15 protein-coding genes are annotated in these 15,327 nt (G+C 67.0%); 8 read left to right on the top strand and 7 right to left on the bottom strand.

The genetic code is table 11. From position 1 onward, the window contains the following. Positions 1 to 36: 36 nt before the first annotated feature. The 6 genes from IEW01_RS03855 (at position 37) to IEW01_RS03830 (ending at position 4,994) form a co-directional block, all read left to right on the top strand. A complete protein-coding gene (locus tag IEW01_RS03855) occupies positions 37 to 444 on the top strand; it encodes a hypothetical protein (RefSeq protein ID WP_188526264.1) in 408 nt (135 codons plus the stop codon). A gap of 263 nt (positions 445 to 707) precedes the next feature. Then, positions 708 to 1,100: a succinate dehydrogenase, cytochrome b556 subunit gene (gene sdhC, locus IEW01_RS03850; RefSeq protein WP_188526263.1), complete on the top strand. Its 393-nt coding sequence runs from the start codon at positions 708 to 710 to the stop codon at positions 1,098 to 1,100. Positions 1,101 to 1,110: 10 nt separating this feature from the next. After that, positions 1,111 to 1,488 carry a succinate dehydrogenase, hydrophobic membrane anchor protein gene (sdhD, locus tag IEW01_RS03845; RefSeq protein WP_188526262.1) on the top strand — a complete coding sequence of 126 codons (378 nt, stop codon included), beginning with the start codon at positions 1,111 to 1,113 and terminating at the stop codon, positions 1,486 to 1,488. A 10-nt stretch (positions 1,489 to 1,498) separates the two neighbouring features. Beyond that, positions 1,499 to 3,304 (top strand): succinate dehydrogenase flavoprotein subunit, encoded by a 1,806-nt coding sequence (gene sdhA, locus IEW01_RS03840; RefSeq protein ID WP_188526261.1) that lies wholly within the window; start codon positions 1,499 to 1,501, stop codon positions 3,302 to 3,304. Positions 3,305 to 3,311: 7 nt separating this feature from the next. After that, positions 3,312 to 4,154 carry a hypothetical protein gene (locus IEW01_RS03835; protein ID WP_188526260.1) on the top strand — a complete coding sequence of 281 codons (843 nt, stop codon included), beginning with the start codon at positions 3,312 to 3,314 and terminating at the stop codon, positions 4,152 to 4,154. 60 nt (positions 4,155 to 4,214) lie between these two features. Then, complete coding sequence (locus IEW01_RS03830; RefSeq protein ID WP_188526259.1) at positions 4,215 to 4,994, top strand: succinate dehydrogenase iron-sulfur subunit; 780 nt, start codon at positions 4,215 to 4,217, stop codon at positions 4,992 to 4,994. 93 nt (positions 4,995 to 5,087) lie between these two features. On the opposite strand, the gene IEW01_RS03825 is transcribed toward IEW01_RS03830, so the two are convergent. The 3 genes from IEW01_RS03825 to IEW01_RS03815 form a co-directional block, all read right to left on the bottom strand. Continuing rightward, positions 5,088 to 5,906 (bottom strand): SAM-dependent methyltransferase, encoded by an 819-nt coding sequence (locus IEW01_RS03825; RefSeq protein ID WP_188526258.1) that lies wholly within the window; start codon positions 5,904 to 5,906, stop codon positions 5,088 to 5,090. 74 nt (positions 5,907 to 5,980) lie between these two features. Next, positions 5,981 to 8,509, bottom strand: coding sequence for an ABC transporter permease (locus tag IEW01_RS03820; protein WP_188526257.1), 2,529 nt, complete (start codon positions 8,507 to 8,509; stop codon positions 5,981 to 5,983). Beyond that, complete coding sequence (locus tag IEW01_RS03815) at positions 8,506 to 9,177, bottom strand: ABC transporter ATP-binding protein (protein WP_188526256.1); 672 nt, start codon at positions 9,175 to 9,177, stop codon at positions 8,506 to 8,508. Before IEW01_RS03815 ends, IEW01_RS03820 begins: the two co-directional genes overlap by 4 nt. On the opposite strand from IEW01_RS03815, the gene IEW01_RS03810 reads away from it, so the two are divergent. Next, positions 9,176 to 9,862, top strand: a complete 687-nt coding sequence (locus IEW01_RS03810) for an arylesterase (protein ID WP_188526255.1) — start codon at positions 9,176 to 9,178, stop codon at positions 9,860 to 9,862. The genes IEW01_RS03815 and IEW01_RS03810 overlap by 2 nt on opposite strands. A gap of 158 nt (positions 9,863 to 10,020) precedes the next feature. Next, positions 10,021 to 10,674 carry a LuxR C-terminal-related transcriptional regulator gene (locus tag IEW01_RS03805; RefSeq protein ID WP_188526254.1) on the top strand — a complete coding sequence of 218 codons (654 nt, stop codon included), beginning with the start codon at positions 10,021 to 10,023 and terminating at the stop codon, positions 10,672 to 10,674. A gap of 6 nt (positions 10,675 to 10,680) precedes the next feature. Here IEW01_RS03805 and ccoS read toward each other — a convergent pair whose 3' ends face one another. The 4 genes from ccoS to ccoG all read right to left on the bottom strand — a co-directional run bounded on the left by ccoS (position 10,681) and on the right by ccoG (position 14,959). Then, on the bottom strand, positions 10,681 to 10,842 hold the full coding sequence (gene ccoS / locus IEW01_RS03800; RefSeq protein ID WP_188526253.1) for a cbb3-type cytochrome oxidase assembly protein CcoS: 162 nt from the start codon (positions 10,840 to 10,842) through the stop codon (positions 10,681 to 10,683). Beyond that, complete coding sequence (locus IEW01_RS03795) at positions 10,839 to 12,935, bottom strand: heavy metal translocating P-type ATPase (RefSeq protein ID WP_188526252.1); 2,097 nt, start codon at positions 12,933 to 12,935, stop codon at positions 10,839 to 10,841. Before IEW01_RS03795 ends, ccoS begins: the two co-directional genes overlap by 4 nt. Positions 12,936 to 13,043: 108 nt before the next feature. Further along, positions 13,044 to 13,538 (bottom strand): FixH family protein, encoded by a 495-nt coding sequence (locus tag IEW01_RS03790; RefSeq protein WP_308418942.1) that lies wholly within the window; start codon positions 13,536 to 13,538, stop codon positions 13,044 to 13,046. Further along, positions 13,535 to 14,959, bottom strand: a complete 1,425-nt coding sequence (gene ccoG / locus IEW01_RS03785; RefSeq protein WP_188526251.1) for a cytochrome c oxidase accessory protein CcoG — start codon at positions 14,957 to 14,959, stop codon at positions 13,535 to 13,537. The genes IEW01_RS03790 and ccoG overlap by 4 nt, the downstream gene beginning before the upstream one ends. Positions 14,960 to 15,327: the final 368 nt, after the last annotated feature.

The raw sequence follows: 15,327 nt of genomic DNA, 5'->3' as shown, positions 1-15,327 counted from the left end.
AACATGCTAGACTGCCCATTCCGGGAGGTCTTTCACATGTCGCTTTCTGTCGTTCTGTTTTGCATCGCCGGCCTCGGAGCCCTCGCGATGGGGTTGAAATACAGCGTCTCACCCGTGCCGATGCGCTACCATGCCGAGATGCTCGGCGCCGCAGCGGATCCGCCATCCGACGGTTTGCGAAACGTCCTCACCGGCCTCTACCGCGCATTCGGCGGCGCGCTGTCGGGCCTCGCCCTGGCGATCATCTGCCTCGCACTCTGGCCCATCGCCGCCGGCAACCTGCCGGCCGCCACGGGTGCCTTCCTCGCCGGGTCCTTTGCCGCGATGGCCACCGCGTTCGCAGCGTTGAAATTGGAGCGCAGGACCGCAGTCCGCACGCCCTGGCGCATCGCCGCGGGGCTCGAGGTAGTGCTTGTGGCCGCGCTGATTGCCTTTCTCCTCTGAGAGTCCGCGCAGCGCGCGGCAGCGCAACATATTCAAATATCTGGTTTCCGGTATTTCAGGCCTTGCAGAAAACGCGATTCTCCTGCCCACCTCACACGAAGCCGTCTAAATGGTGATCACAAAATTTAACCTTGTGATCACGAATGCCGAAAACCTTTCCCGTTTTCGCTCACATGCGGCATTTCCGCGCCCTCCGGGCGTGACAGCCGGGCGAAATTCATTATGCATGTGCAGAACCGCCAACAGCTTCGAAAGGGCATGTCATGGCTGACGTGGATCGGGGAAACCGCCCCCTCTCGCCGCACCTGCAAGTCTACAAATGGCCGCTCAACATGGCGATGTCGATCCTGCATCGGATCACCGGCGTCGCTCTCGGCATCGTTACCGCGCTGATCGCGATCTGGTTTTTCGCGCTGGCCTGGTCACCCGATGCCTTCGCCGCGGTGAACGGATTGATGACCTCCTGGCTCGGCTGGCTCGTGCTGCTCGGCGGCGCGGTTTCGGCCTGGTTCCACTTCGTCAACGGCATCCGGCACCTGGTGTGGGACACCGGCTCGCACTTCGGCCAGAAGCGGGTCAACCGCACCGCCGTCATCGGCCTCGCGGTCACCGCCCTGCTCACCATCGCGACCATCTGGGTCGCCCTCGCGGTGTAAGGAGAACCCCATGCGCTACCTGACCGACCGCAAACGCGCCACCGGCCTCGGCTCGGCCCGCTCGGGCACCGGGCATTTCTGGGAGCAGCGGGTGAGTTCCATCGCGCTGCTGATCCTGATGCCGCTCTTTCTCTTCCCGCTCGCCTACAACATGGGCGACGGCTACGAGGCGGTGCACGCGGCCTACAGCCATCCGATCAACGCCACCGTCACGGTGGCCTTCATGCTCACCGCCTTCCTGCACTTCTTCCAGGGCATCCAGGTGGTGATCGAGGATTACGTGCATGGCCGCTGGGAGCTGGTGCTCATCATCGGGACGCGCCTTCTGAGCGCCTCTTTCGCACTGATCGGCACCATCGCCATCCTGAAAATCTTCTTCGGCGCCTGAGGAACCACACATGGCTGCTTACGAATACGAAACCCACGAATACGACGTGGTCGTCGTCGGCGCCGGTGGCGCGGGCCTGCGTGCCACCCTCGGCATGGCCGAACAGGGCCTGCGCACGGCGAACGTGACCAAGGTGTTCCCCACCCGGAGCCACACCGTCGCCGCCCAGGGCGGGATCGCCGCGAGCCTCGGCAACATGGGCCCCGACAGCTGGCAATGGCACATGTATGACACCGTGAAGGGCTCGGACTGGCTGGGCGACACCGACGCGATGGAATACCTCGCTCGCGAGGCGCCCAAGGCCGTCTATGAACTCGAGCACTACGGCGTGCCGTTCAGCCGCACCGAGGAAGGCAAGATCTACCAGCGCCCCTTCGGCGGCCACACCACTGAGTTCGGTGACGGCCCGCCGGTGCAGCGCACCTGTGCCGCCGCCGACCGCACCGGCCACGCGATCCTGCACACGCTCTACGGCCAGAGCCTCAAGCACAACGCCGAGTTCTACATCGAGTATTTCGCCATCGACCTGATCATGGGCGAAGACGGCGCGGTGCAGGGCGTGCTGTGCTGGAAGCTCGACGACGGCACCTTCCATCTGTTCTCGGCCAAGACGGTCGTGCTGGCCACAGGCGGCTATGGCCGGGCCTATTTCAGCGCAACGAGCGCCCACACCTGCACCGGCGACGGAGGCGGCATGGTGGCGCGCGCGGGGCTGCCGCTGCAGGACATGGAGTTCGTGCAGTTCCACCCCACCGGCATCTACGGCGCGGGCTGCCTGATCACCGAGGGCGCGCGCGGCGAGGGCGGCTACCTCACCAACGCCGAGGGCGAGCGGTTCATGGAACGCTACGCGCCGCACTACAAGGATCTTGCCCCGCGCGACTACGTCTCGCGCTGCATGACGATGGAAATCCGCGAGGGCCGCGGCGTGGGCGCGAATGGTGATCACATTCACCTCAACCTCTCGCACCTGCCGCCCGAGGCGCTGGCCGAACGCCTGCCCGGCATCTCGGAGAGCGCGGCGATCTTCGCCGGTGTCGACGTGACCAAGGAGCCGATCCCGGTTCTGCCGACGGTGCATTACAACATGGGCGGCATCCCCACCAACTACTGGGGCGAGGCCCTGAATCCGACGGCGGACGATCCCAACGCCGTGGTCCCCGGCCTGATGGCGGTGGGCGAAGCGGGCTGCGCCAGCGTGCACGGCGCCAACCGTCTCGGCTCCAACTCGCTGATCGACCTCGTGGTCTTCGGCCGCGCCGCCGCGATCCGCGCGGGCCAGGTGATCGAGGCCGGCAAACCCAACGCACCCGTCAACAAGGCGTCGCTCGACAAGGCGTTCGACCGGTTCGACGGGCTGCGCCATGCCACCGGCAACGTGCCCACCGCCGAACTGCGGCTGGAGATGCAGCGCACGATGCAGGAAGACGCCGCCGTGTTCCGCACCTCCGATACGCTGGCGCAGGGCGTCGAGAAGATGACGGCGATCGCCGCCAAGCTCGATGATCTCCACGTCACCGACCGCTCGCTGATCTGGAACACCGACCTGATGGAGACGCTGGAACTGACCAACCTCATGCCCAACGCGCTCGCCACCATCACCGGTGCCGAGGCCCGGCACGAAAGCCGCGGCGCGCACGCGCACGAGGATTTCCCGACGCGCGACGACGAGAACTGGCGTGTGCATACGATCAGCCGGATCGACGGCAACAAGGTCGAGCTCAGCCATCGCCCGGTGGTGCTCGATCCACTCACGACCGAGTCGGATGGCGGCATCAGCCTCGAGAAGATCGCGCCCAAGGCGCGGACCTTCTGAGCCCGCCATGGCCGAAGACCGGGGCATAAGCGCGCGGGCGGTCACTCTGCACATCGGCGTGCAGAAAACCGCCTCGACCGCGCTGCACCACCTCCTGCGCCGCAACGCCGATGCGCTTGCGGCGCAGCTCGTGGTGCGGATGCCGGTGCAAGGCACGCCCGCCCAGCGCATGGGCCGCGCCGCGGTGGATTTCAGCCTCGACCCCACGCCCGAACGCGAGGCGCACCTCGTGGCCCAGATCGAAGCGCTGCGCGACGAGATCGCGCCCGGCGATCTGCCGGTGCTGGTCAGCCACGAAAACCTGCCCGGCGCGATGCTCGGCAACCCCGGCGTCACCACCCTCTATCCGATGCTGGAACGCCTGCTCGAGCTTTACGACCGCCACCTCGCGCCCTTCGCGCCGCGCTACGCGTTCTACACCCGCGAGATCGGCGCGTGGAAACGAAGCGTGCACAACCAGGCAGTCAAGACCGACGGCTACGCCGGAACCTGGGATGACTTCACCGACGAAACGGCCGACTGCGGCACCTGGGACGGTCTCGCCGACCGGATGCGCGCCGCGGTGGGCGCAGACCGGATCGCCGTGTTCGCGCTGGAGGACGAGCCCGACCAGATGCGCCCCGGCCAGCAGCTCTTGCGCTTCGCCGGGCTGACGGAGGCCCAGATCGCCGCGCTATCGCCGCTCGGCTGGCGCTCGAACCAGAGCCTGAACCCCGGCGCGCTCGAGTTCATGCGCCGGGTCAACGGCGCCGGCCTCGAGGCGCAGCCGCGGCAGAAGGTGATGCAGATCGTGATGGAAAACCAGGCGCTCTTCGCGCCAGACGCGCCCGGGCAAGACCCCCGGGCATGACACAGATGGGAACCGGCCCGGGCGGACGACCGCCCTCGCCTTGGATCGAAAGGTAGCGACATGGTGCAACTGACCCTCCCGAAAAACTCGAAGATCCGCACGGGCAAGACATGGCCCAAGCCCGATGGCGGCAAGCGGCTCAAGAAGTTCCAGATCTACCGCTACAACCCCGACGACGGCGAAAACCCCCGGGTTGATACCTATTTCGTCGATCTCGATACCTGCGGGCCGATGGTTCTCGACGCGCTGATCAAGATCAAGACTGAGATCGACCCCACGCTCACCTTCCGCCGCTCCTGCCGCGAGGGCATTTGCGGCTCCTGCGCCATGAACATCGACGGGCAGAACCACCTTGCCTGCATCTACGGCATCGACGAGGTGAAGGGCGACGTGAAGATCTACCCGCTGCCGCATATGCCGGTGGTGAAGGATCTGATCCCGGATCTGACCCATTTCTACGCCCAACACGCGTCGATCAAGCCGTGGCTCGAAACCAAGTCGGCCCCGCCCGCGAAGGAATGGAAACAGTCGATCGAAGACCGCAAGAAGCTCGACGGGCTTTATGAATGCGTGATGTGCGCCTGCTGCTCGACCTCCTGCCCGTCGTACTGGTGGAACGCCGACCGCTACCTCGGCCCCGCCACCCTGCTGCACGCCTACCGCTGGATCATCGACAGCCGCGACGAGGCCACCGGCGAACGGCTCGACGAGCTCGAAGACCCGTTCAAGCTCTACCGCTGCCACACGATCATGAACTGCGCCCAGACCTGCCCCAAGGGCCTGAACCCGGCGCGCGCCATCGCCGAGATCAAGAAGCTGCAGGTCGAGCGGCAGGTCTGAGGCTTCGACTTCGGGGAAGGCGCCGTTTCGGCGGCGCCTTCCGGGCGCGCAGGCAGGAACGGCTGACGAAAACCGTTCTCCCGCGCCGCCAACCTACGCTGGCTTGCGCGCGACGAAGGCGGCCCAGGTGATGTGGCCGCCGGCGAGGGCGTCCTGCCAGCGTGCGATACTCTGGGCAATGGCGCTCTGGGCGTCGGGCGTGAGGCCCTCGACCGGCTCTTCCAGCGCTTCCGCGAGCTTGTCGTAGTGGGTCCGGATATCCTCGGGCCGTTCCTCGGCGCGGGTAACCTCGAACCCGGCCGCCTCGGCCATCCCGGCGTAGTCGCGCACCGTGGCACCGGCCGCAGCGCCCAGTCGGGCGAAGGCCGCTTCCACCTTCTCCAGGTCGGCGTTCTCCCCGGTCAGGATGTCGGAGAAGGCGAAAACGCCACCGGGACGCAGGACGCGGAACGCCTCCGAGAACACCTTGGGACGATCCGGCGAATGGATCACCGATTCCTGGCACACGACGGCGTCCCATGCCCCGTCCGCCGAGGCGATATCGTGGAAATCGCCGACCTCTACCGAGATCCGGTCGTCGAGGCCGGCCGCCCGGTTGCTCTCCCGCGCCGTGGCCACGCCCTGTTTCGAGATATCCATGCCGCGAACCTCGCAGCCCATCCGCGCGAGCAGGCGCAGAGTGCCGCCGAAGCCGCAGGCAATGTCGAGCACGCGATCGCCGGGGCCGATCCCGGCACGGTCGATCAAAAGACGGGTCATCGCGGAGGAGGCATCGGCCACCGTTTCGGCACCTGTCTCGTAATGCCCGATGTGAATATCCGCGCCGCCCCAGCAGTTCCGGTAGAAGGTGGCGACGTCGTCGTTGTCGTAATAGGCCGCGGCCCCGGCCTCGTCGAATACCTCTGCGGTCATGTTCCTGTCCTCCGGTTTTGCGCCGCAGCCTTGCAGAAAGCCGCGCTCGCGTCGAGGAAAGGCCGCGCCGCCCGCTACTCCCGGGCCCGCAAAACTCCGGCGGGGCTTGCCGAGAGCGGCCTCCAGGCGAAGGCGAGACCGGCAAGCAGCGTCACCGCGATGCCGCCGCTGATGATCACGAGCGCCGAGACCGGATCGAACACGAACTCCGTCTCCATCACGAAGCGCGACACCGCCCAGCCCGCAAGCCCGCCGGCGAACACCGCCACCACGCCCGCCGCCGCGCCAAGGATCGCCGAGCGCAGCGCGAAGTTGGCCAGCACCATGCCGCGCGGCGCGCCCAGCGTTTTGAGCACCGCCGCCTCGTAGGTGCGCGCCCGCTCGCCCGCCGCCGCCGCACCGATCAGCACCACCGCGCCCGTGGTCAGCGTTACCAGCGCGCCGTAGGTGATCGCGGCGGCGACCTGCCCCATCAGCCCGGTCACCTGTGCGATTGCGTCGCGCACCGAAAACACCGTGATGTTGGGCCATGTCCGCGACAGATCGCGCATCAGCCCGGCTTCCGCCTCCTGGTCGGCATAGATCGTGGTGATCCAGCTGTGCGGCGCACCGGCAAGCGCGGCGGGGTTCATCGTCACCGTGAAGCCCATGCCGCCGGTGGAAAAATCGACATCGCGGAAACTGGCCACCGTCCCGGTGATCTCGCGCCCGAGGATGTTGAGGCTCATGCTGTCCCCGATGCCGAGGCCGATCTCCTCCGCCTCGTTGGCCGAGAAGCTGATCAGCGGATCGCCCGCGTAGCCCGCGGGCCACCATTCCCCGGCCACGAGCCGGGTGCCTTCGGGCAGTTCGTCGGCATAACTCACGCCCCGGTCACCGCGCACGACCCAATGATCGCCAGCGACCTCCTCGGCCGGTCGGCCGTTGATCTGCGTGATCCGTCCGCGCAGCATCGGTGCGCGCTCCATCTCGCGCACGCCCGGATCGCCCATCACCCGTTCTGTGAGCGCCTCGATCTGGTCGGGCTGGATATCGACCACGAAGAAGCTCGGCGCCACGCCGGGCAACTCGCGCGAGATCGCGCCGCGCAGGTTGTTGTCGATCTGCCCCACGGCGGCGAGCACCGACAGGCCGAGCCCGAGCGAGAGCACGACCGACGCCGCCTCGTTGCCCGGACCACCGACCGAGGCGAATGCCATCCGAAGGGTCGGCCGCCCGCGCAGGGCCCGGCGCCCGGCCAGCCAGCGCGCCACCCGGCGAACAGCGCGCCCGGCAAGCACCAGCAACAGGAAGGCGCCGAACACCCCTGCTGCGGCCCAGAGCGTCAGCGTGGCGATGCCGGAGAACCACGCCGCCGCCCCCACGAGCGCCGCGAGGAGAACCCCGGTGAGAACAAGGAAAACCGGCCGCGGCCATTGCCCGGCCCCAGCAGCCGCATCGCGGTAGAGGGCCGCGGCGCGCACATCCTGGGTGCGTGCGAGCGGCCAGAGGGTGAACAGAGCCGCCGCGATGAAGCCGTAAAGGGCGGCCTCGGCCAGAGGCTTGGGAGAAAGGCCCATCTCCACCGGCACCGGAAGCGCCCCGGTAATGAGCGGCGCGAAGGCGAGCGGCAGGCCCGCCCCCAGAACCAGGCCGATGGCCACCCCGAGCAGCGTCAGCGCGCCGATCTGAAGCGCGTAGATCGTGAAGATCGTGGCCCGCTCCGCCCCGAGCACCTTGAGGGTTGCGATGGTTTCGGTCTTCTCGTCGAGATAGGCGCGCACGGCGGCGGAAATGCCCACGCCCCCCACGGCCAGCCCGGCGAGCCCGACCAGCACGAGAAAACTGCCCAGCCGCTCCACCGCCTGGCGCACCTGCGGCGTACCGTTGCGCGAGTCGCGCCAGCGTGGCGCGGATCCCGCCAATTCGGTCTCGACCTGCGCGCGAGTCGCGTCGAGGTCGGCTCCCGGCGGCAGGCGCAGACGATACTGCGCATCGAACAGCGTGCCCTCGCGGATCAGCCCCGCCGCCACCATGTCGTCGATCAGCGCCAGCGTGGGCGGGCCGAACCCGAACCCCGCCGTGGCGTTGTCCGGCACCTTGGTGAGCGCGGCCATGAGCACGAACCGCCCGTCACCAAGCTGCACCGGATCGCCGATCTCCAGCTCCAGCCGGGCGATGAGCAGCGGGTCCATCGCCACGCCCGGACGCCCGTCGCGACCGGCGAAAACCTCCTCCAGTGGCATGTCCGGCGCCAACCCTGCCGCGCCGTAGAGCGGCCATGCGCCGTCCACCGCCTTCACCTGCGTCAGCGCGCGGTCGGATCCGTCGGGCCATTGCGCCATCGAGCGGAAATCGACCACCTCGGATACCGCCGTGGATATCTCCTCGAGCACCGCGCGCTCCGCGTCGTTCGCGCGTCGGTAAGTGAGTTCCACCATCGCGTCGCCACCGAGAAGCACGGCGCCCTCGCGCCCGAGGCCGGCCTCGATCGAAGCGCGCACGCTGCCCACCGCGGCAATCGCCGCCACGCCGAGCGCAAGGCAGGCAAGGAAGATCCGGAAGCCCTTGAGGCCCCCGCTCAGTTCGCGTCGGGCGATCTTGCTGGCGACCGCGAAGCTCATTGGTCGAGCCGCCCGTCGATCAGCTGCACCATGCGGTCGCAGCGCTCGGCAAGTTCCGGCGCGTGGGTGACCAACACCAGCGTTGCGCCGTGGCGGTCGCGCAGGCCGAACAGAAGATCCATGATCGCCGCGCCGGTGTTGCCGTCGAGGTTTCCCGTGGGTTCGTCGGCCAGCAGGATCTCGGGCCGAACCACGGCCGCGCGGGCGAGCGCGACACGCTGCTGCTCGCCGCCCGACATCTGGGCCGGGTAGTGATCGACCCGCCCGCCGAGGCCGACCGCTTCCAATTCCTCCGCCGCCCGCGTGAAGGCATCGGCCACGCCGGCGAGCTCAAGCGGGGTGGCCACGTTTTCGAGCGCGGTCATCGTCGGGATCAGGTGGAAAGACTGGAACACCACCCCCATATGGTCCCTGCGGAAGCGCGCGAGCGCGTCTTCGCCCATCGCGCCAAGGTCTTGCCCCAGCGCCGTGACCTTGCCGCCGGTGGCGCGTTCGAGCCCGCCCATGAGCATGAGGAGTGACGATTTGCCCGAGCCCGAAGGCCCCGTTAGCCCCAGCGTTTCCCCCCGCGTCACGCCAAGCGTGATCCCCCTGAGGATCTCGACCGGCCCGGCATTGCCCATGAGCTTCAGCCGCGCATCGGTGAGCGACAGGATCGTATCGGCCATGAAGGAATCCTTCCGTTTTGTCTCAAAGGCATATGGGCTTGCCGGCGGGCTATCCAAGGCCCTGTTGCCCGTCCCTTTTCTTGCTTTGCCGGCGATGGCCGAGCCGGTCACGCTGCTCGCTTTCGGCGACAGTCTCACCCAGGGTTACGGCCTGAGCGAGCAGGATGGATTTGTTCCCACCCTCGAAGCCTGGCTGCAAGCGGAAGGGGCTGACGTGATCGTGATCAACGGCGGCGTCTCGGGCGACACCACCGCCGGAGGCGCCGCGCGCATTGCCTGGTCGCTCACCCCCGAGGTCGACGCCGTGCTCGTCGCGCTCGGCGGCAACGATCTGTTGCGCGGGATCGACCCGGCCGAAACCCGCGCCAACCTCGACGCCATCCTCACCGAGATCGGCGCGCGAGACCTGCCCACGCTGCTGGTGGGCATGGAGGCCACGGGCAATTACGGCGAAAGCTTCAAGGCCGAGTTCGACGCGATCTACCCCGAACTTGCCGAAGCCCACGGCGTGCCCCTGTTCGGGCAGTTCCTGCAGGGGCTCGTCGACATCGAAGATCGGCAAGCGGCGCTGCGCGATTACCTTCAGCCCGACGCGACCCACCCCAACGCGGAGGGCGTGGCGCTGATCGTGGAGCGGATGGGCCCCGCCGTGCTCGACCTCGTCGCCCGGGCGGCGACAGACTGAGACGCCATGAGAGAGGCCAGGCCCGCGTTTCCGGCCGGCGCTGCGCTGGTTCGGCGCGCGCCGATCTCACGCTATGATTGAGTGGGCGGGCATTATCCCTATTGATAGGTGTATTCCGGGCGCCCTCCATGCGAGACTCCAAAGCAGGTGCAGCCCGCATGACGGGGCTGCAAGGGAGGGGACAGTTCGTGCAAGTTTTGGTCGCGTTGGGGCCCGGGTCGAATAACGGTAAATCAGTAGGTGAGGCGATCCGGGGGCCAGCAACAGACGAACCGGAAAAAACCAGTATTGCCATCGAAACCGAAAACGACCGCGTGATCGCCCGTTTCGGGGTCGCGGATGCGCCCGATGTCTTCTTGCTGGATTTCGATTTCCCCGGCATGTCCGGGCTCGCCGGCATACGCACGGCGCTCGATCTAATCGCCGACTGCCCGCTCGGCGTGCTCGTCTCTACCGTGAAGCCCGACCTCGCGAGCCGCGCCATGGCCGCCGGCGCCAAGGCCGTGCTCCCGCTCGACATGCCACCGGATGGCTTCCGCGCCGCCATTGCCCTGCTGCGGGCCGGGGTTTCCTTCGCGGTCATCGACCGGGACAACCTGATCCGACGGCTTCACAACATGGCCTCGCTCTCCGAGCGCGAGGTCCAGATCCTCTCCGGGATCTGCAAGGGATTGCAGAACAAGGAAATCGCCCATGCCTTCGATATCAAGGAAGTGACGGTGAAGATGCACGTGCGCGCGATCATCCGCAAACTCGGTGCGCGCAACCGCACCCACGCGGCGATGATTGCCCGCGATGTCGGGATCGTCTGAGGCCGGTCAGTCCTCGGGCGGGGCGTCGTCCCATTCGCCCGAGAGGATGCGTTGCGCATCGCCTTGCGGATCGTCGTACTGGTGCGTCTTCAGGGTCCAGAAAAAGGCGGCCAGTCCGACACCGCCGAGCAGGATCGAGATCGGGATCAGGTAGACGAGGACGTTCACGGCTTGCCTTTCAGTCGGAGGGCATTCAGCGATACCGTAATCGAAGAGAGCGACATCGCCAAGGCCGCCGCCAATGGCGTGGCAAAACCGAAGAGCGCGATCGGAACGGCAATCACGTTATAGCCCGCCGAAATCGCGAAGTTCTCCTGGATGCGCCTCGTCGCCGAGCGCGACAGTGCAACCGAACCGCCGATCGGCTCAAGAGACCGCCCGAGAAGGACGATGTCGGAAACGACGCGGGTGGCCTCGAGCGCCGTCGCCGGCGAGATCGACACATGCGCGGCGGCAAGTGCGGCGGTATCGTTGAGCCCGTCGCCCACCATGAGCACGTGGCGGCCCTCCGCCGCCAGTGCTTCGACCGCGGCAACCTTGTCTTCTGGCAGCATGGCGGCGCGGTAGTCTTCGATGCCGAGCCGGAACGCCACATCCTGCACCGCGGCCGGAGCGTCGCCCGAAATGAGCGTCACCTTCATGCCTTGCTTCTTCAGCGCCGCAACCGCCTCCGCCGCGCCTTCGCGCAGGTTGTCGGTGAAGGTGAAGGCCACCGCGGGCCGCTTGCCGACCTTGAGGTAGGTGGCGGTGCGGTCGATGCCCTTCGCGCCGAGCCATTCGGCGCGGCCCAGCCGCACAGGCTGCCCCGACCAGATCGCCTCGATGCCGTGGCCCGGAACTTCCCTGGCCTCGGCGATTCGCGCGGCCCGGATGCCTTCCTCCTGCGCCGCGTTCACGATCGCCTGCGCCAGCGGATGCGACGAGCCCTGCGCCAGTGCCAGCGCAACGGCGAGGTCTTCAGGGGTATGGTCGCCGAGATTGTCGAGCCGGGGCTTGCCCTCGGTGAGGGTGCCGGTCTTGTCGAACACCACGTGGTCGACCTGGGCGAGCCGCTCCGTCGCCGTCGACGATTTCAGCAACATGCCCTGTTTGAACAGCTTGCCCGAGGCCGCCGTCGTCACCGCCGGCACCGCGAGGCCGAGCGCGCAGGGGCAGGTGATGATCAACGTGGCCACGGCGATGTTGAGCGAAAGCCGCACATCGCCGGCGGAAATCCACATCCAGGCCAGGAAGGCCGTGAGCGCGAGCAGATGCACCAGCGGCGAATAGAGCTTCGCCGCCTTGTCGGCGAGCGAGGTATACTTGTTGCGCGAGGTTTCGGCCAGCGCCACGAGATCGGCCATGCGGTGCAGCGAGGTATCCTTGCCCGCCGCCGCGACCCGCACGACCAGCGGTCCGGTCAGGTTCACTTCGCCCGCGCTGAGCATCTCGCCGGGCCCGGCAAACACCGGCAGGCTCTCGCCGGTCAGCAGAGAGCGGTCGACCTCGCTTTCGCCGTCCTCGATCATGCCGTCGACGGGCACCCGTGCGCCGGGCACCACCCGCACGAGATCGCCCACCGCGATCTCGTTGACCGAGACGACCTCTTCCTTGCCGTCGGCCAGAACCCGGTGCGCGCGCGGCACTTCGAGGGCGGCAAGCTCCTCCGCCGCCGAACGCGCCACCGCGCGCGTGCGGTGATCGAGGTAGCGGCCGGCGAGCAGGAAGAAGGTGAGCATGATCGCGGCATCGAAATAGGCGTGCTTGCCGCTGTTGGCCGTTTCGTAGATCGACAGCGAGGAAGCAAGGATGAGCGCGAGCGAGATCGGAACATCCATGTTCAGCCGGCCGACGCGGAGCGACGCCCAGGCGCTCTTGAAGAAAGGCTGGCCCGAGAAGGCGACGATGGGCAGCGAGATCGCCGCCGATACCCAGTGAAACAGGTCGCGCGTCGCGTCCGTCGCGCCCGACCACACGGCGATGGAAAGGAGCATGACGTTCATCATGCCGAACCCGGCCACGCCCATGCGCATCAACAGGTCGCGCGAGTTCTTTTCTGTCGCCGTGGTCGAGAGCACGCCGGAATCGAGCTCGTAGGCCTCGTATCCGATCGAGGTCAGGAAATCGGCGAGGGTCTGGGCCTCCACCTCATGGTCAGCTTCGATGGTGGCGCGCTTCAGCGTCAGGTTCACGCGTGCCGAGCGCACCCCCTCCAGTTGCTGCAAACTACCCTCCACGCCCACGATGCAGGCCGCACAATAGGCGGTGGGCAGCGAAAGCATGATCCGCTTCGCTTCCTGGCCATTGCCGCGATAGCCCTTTCCCGCCGTGTCTTCAGCGATGTGGGCAGCGTCACAAGCCGGGCAGGCTGATACGGGCGCGGCCAAGGCTCAGCCCTCGGGCACGTAGAGCGATATGCGCTGGCGGAACGGCACGCCGTTGACGGCGGTCGCGACGAAACGCAATTCCCATTTGCCCGGGGGAAGCTCCCCCACCGGGGCAACGTGCGGGCCTTCGGCAAGTTGCGAAAAGGAAAGATCCCGATCGTCCTGCCGCTGCGTTGCACGGCCGAGCGTGGCGCTGATCTCCTCCACCCGCGCCGCCCGCCCGTCGGGGCCGATGATGTCGAGCACGAGATCGGAGTCCTGCAGCGCCACCGACGCCTCCCAGCCAAGCGCCTCCTGCGCCTTGCGCTCCTGATCGAAGGTCTGGCTTGCGACGTAGGAGTTCTTCACCGCCAGTCCGGGGAACGTGCCAACCGCCGAATAGGCCATGAACACGTTCACACCGATGATGACTGCAAAGGCTCCCGCGAAGATGAGGAAAACCTTGCGCCCCGTGAGTTCCTTGCCGGTTCCGTTCTCGTTCTCGCTCATGGCGTTCATTGCCCCGTTCCGTTGAATACCGTGTCACGCGACACGCGATCGCCGCTCTGGCCGTCCGTCACCCAGATCCGGATCGGGGTGCGATCGGCCTGGGCTTCCGTGGAACCGGCCGGCGCGGTCACGTAGACGCGCACCTTGGTTTCCTCGTCTGCAGGCGCTTCTACCACAGCTCCCTCGGTTCCCTGAACCTCTATGTCGAGCGGGCTGTTCTCGCCGAGCGAGACGTAGAACGGCCGCAATTCGCCGTGCATGTTGCGGATACCGAGTTCGTAGGTGTTGCGGATCGCGCCGTCCGACATCGTGACGTAAACCGGGTTACGCTCCGGGCGCAGGGTGATCTGCAGGTCTTCCCGCACGAAGAGCGCCACGGTCAGCGCCAGGCCGACGGCGGCCCAGAGCGCGAAGTAGAGAATGGTGCGGGGGCGGAAGACGTGCTTGCGCACGGGGATGATCGGCTCGCCCGCGCGCTCACGGTCTTCATCCTTGAGCGCCAGGTAGTCGATCAACCCACGCGGTTTGCCGACCTTGTCCATCACGTCATCGCAGGCGTCGATGCAAAGGCCGCAGGTGATGCAGGCCAGTTGCTGGCCATCGCGGATGTCGATCCCCATCGGGCAGACGTTGACGCAGGCGTTGCAGTCGATGCAGTCGCCCAGCGCCTCGCGGTCCTTGCCCTTGCCGCGCGGCTCGCCCCGCCATTCGCGGTAACCGATGGTGATGGTGTCTTCGTCCATCATCGCGGCCTGGATGCGCGGCCAGGGGCAGGCGTAGATGCAGATCTGTTCCCGCGCGAAGCCGCCGAAGGCGAAGGTTGTCGCGGTCAGCACCGCGATCGTGCCATAGGCCACCATCGGCGCCTCGAAGGTCACGAGGCCGCGCATCAGCGTTGGCGCATCGGCGAAGTAGAACACCCAGGCCCCGCCGGTGAGCAGCGCGATCAAGAGCCAGACCAGCCATTTGAAAGAGTATTTGCGGATTTTCTCGGCGTTCCACTTCTGCTTCCAGAGCCGCACGCGGGCGTTACGGTCGCCCTCGATCCAGCGCTCCACCAGCACGAAGAGATCGGTCCAGACCGTCTGCGGGCAGGCATAGCCGCACCAGACCCGGCCCAACGCCGAGGTGAACAGGAACAGGCCAAGCCCCGCCATGATCAGAAGACCGGCGACGAAATAGAACTCGTGCGGCCAGATCTCGATCCAGAAAAAGAAGAAGCGGCGCCCCGCCATGTCGACCAGCACGGCCTGGTCGGGCAGATTGGGCCCACGATCCCAGCGAATCCACGGGGTCAAGTAGTAGATGCCCAGCGTGATCCCCATGATCCACCACTTGAGCGACCGGAAAAAACCGTTCACCCGGCGCGGAAACACCGGTTCGCGGGCAGAGTAGAGTTGTTCCGGTGTTTCGGGAGTGTCACTGGCCATGGCGGAAGAGATCCTGCTGAGCGTGTTGAACTTGCTTGTATTGGGCGCCCGGTTGCATCACTTTGATATGGATCAACCGTTTTCGGGCCACCCTGACGCACCCGCGCGCGCCTCGTTTGCACCCCCACGACACCCTGCCTTGGGCCGCACAAAACTTCTATCCGAAATATAACTTAAATGGGGCCCGGCACCACCCGTTGTCGCGGCTTGCGCCTGCGACATTCTGCCCCGAAGCTGGCCGCGCCGATCCCGGAGAAACGCGCCGACCCGGATCGGGTCCGCCGTGTAACGAGTCGGTCGCGCCCCGCCCGCGTGGCGGGGCCGGCCATCTTCCCGAGAAATGCACATCGCGTTCCCTGGAACGCGGA

Origin of the sequence: Sinisalibacter lacisalsi (assembly GCF_014640115.1) — a bacterium.
In the GTDB taxonomy this organism is placed as follows: domain Bacteria; phylum Pseudomonadota; class Alphaproteobacteria; order Rhodobacterales; family Rhodobacteraceae; genus Sinisalibacter; species Sinisalibacter lacisalsi.
Note: the sequence above shows the minus strand (reverse complement) of the source record. Positions and strands in the feature narration are given on the sequence as shown.

Bases quoted from the DNA above. Each gene is read 5' to 3' on its own strand.
- IEW01_RS03795 (WP_188526252.1), bottom strand. From the start codon at position 12,935: ATGCTTTCGCTGCCCACCGCCTATTGTGCGGCCTGCATCGTGGGCGTG.
- IEW01_RS03830 (WP_188526259.1), top strand. From the start codon at position 4,215: ATGGTGCAACTGACCCTCCCGAAAAACTCGAAGATCCGCACGGGCAAG.
- IEW01_RS03855 (WP_188526264.1), top strand. From the start codon at position 37: ATGTCGCTTTCTGTCGTTCTGTTTTGCATCGCCGGCCTCGGAGCCCTC.
- IEW01_RS03835 (WP_188526260.1), top strand. From the start codon at position 3,312: ATGGCCGAAGACCGGGGCATAAGCGCGCGGGCGGTCACTCTGCACATC.
- sdhA (WP_188526261.1), top strand. From the start codon at position 1,499: ATGGCTGCTTACGAATACGAAACCCACGAATACGACGTGGTCGTCGTC.
- IEW01_RS03790 (WP_308418942.1), bottom strand. From the start codon at position 13,538: ATGAACGCCATGAGCGAGAACGAGAACGGAACCGGCAAGGAACTCACG.
- IEW01_RS03825 (WP_188526258.1), bottom strand. From the start codon at position 5,906: ATGACCGCAGAGGTATTCGACGAGGCCGGGGCCGCGGCCTATTACGAC.
- IEW01_RS03810 (WP_188526255.1), top strand. From the start codon at position 9,176: ATGAAGGAATCCTTCCGTTTTGTCTCAAAGGCATATGGGCTTGCCGGC.
- ccoG (WP_188526251.1), bottom strand. From the start codon at position 14,959: ATGGCCAGTGACACTCCCGAAACACCGGAACAACTCTACTCTGCCCGC.
- IEW01_RS03820 (WP_188526257.1), bottom strand. From the start codon at position 8,509: ATGAGCTTCGCGGTCGCCAGCAAGATCGCCCGACGCGAACTGAGCGGG.
- IEW01_RS03805 (WP_188526254.1), top strand. From the start codon at position 10,021: ATGACGGGGCTGCAAGGGAGGGGACAGTTCGTGCAAGTTTTGGTCGCG.
- sdhD (WP_188526262.1), top strand. From the start codon at position 1,111: ATGCGCTACCTGACCGACCGCAAACGCGCCACCGGCCTCGGCTCGGCC.
- sdhC (WP_188526263.1), top strand. From the start codon at position 708: ATGGCTGACGTGGATCGGGGAAACCGCCCCCTCTCGCCGCACCTGCAA.
- IEW01_RS03815 (WP_188526256.1), bottom strand. From the start codon at position 9,177: ATGGCCGATACGATCCTGTCGCTCACCGATGCGCGGCTGAAGCTCATG.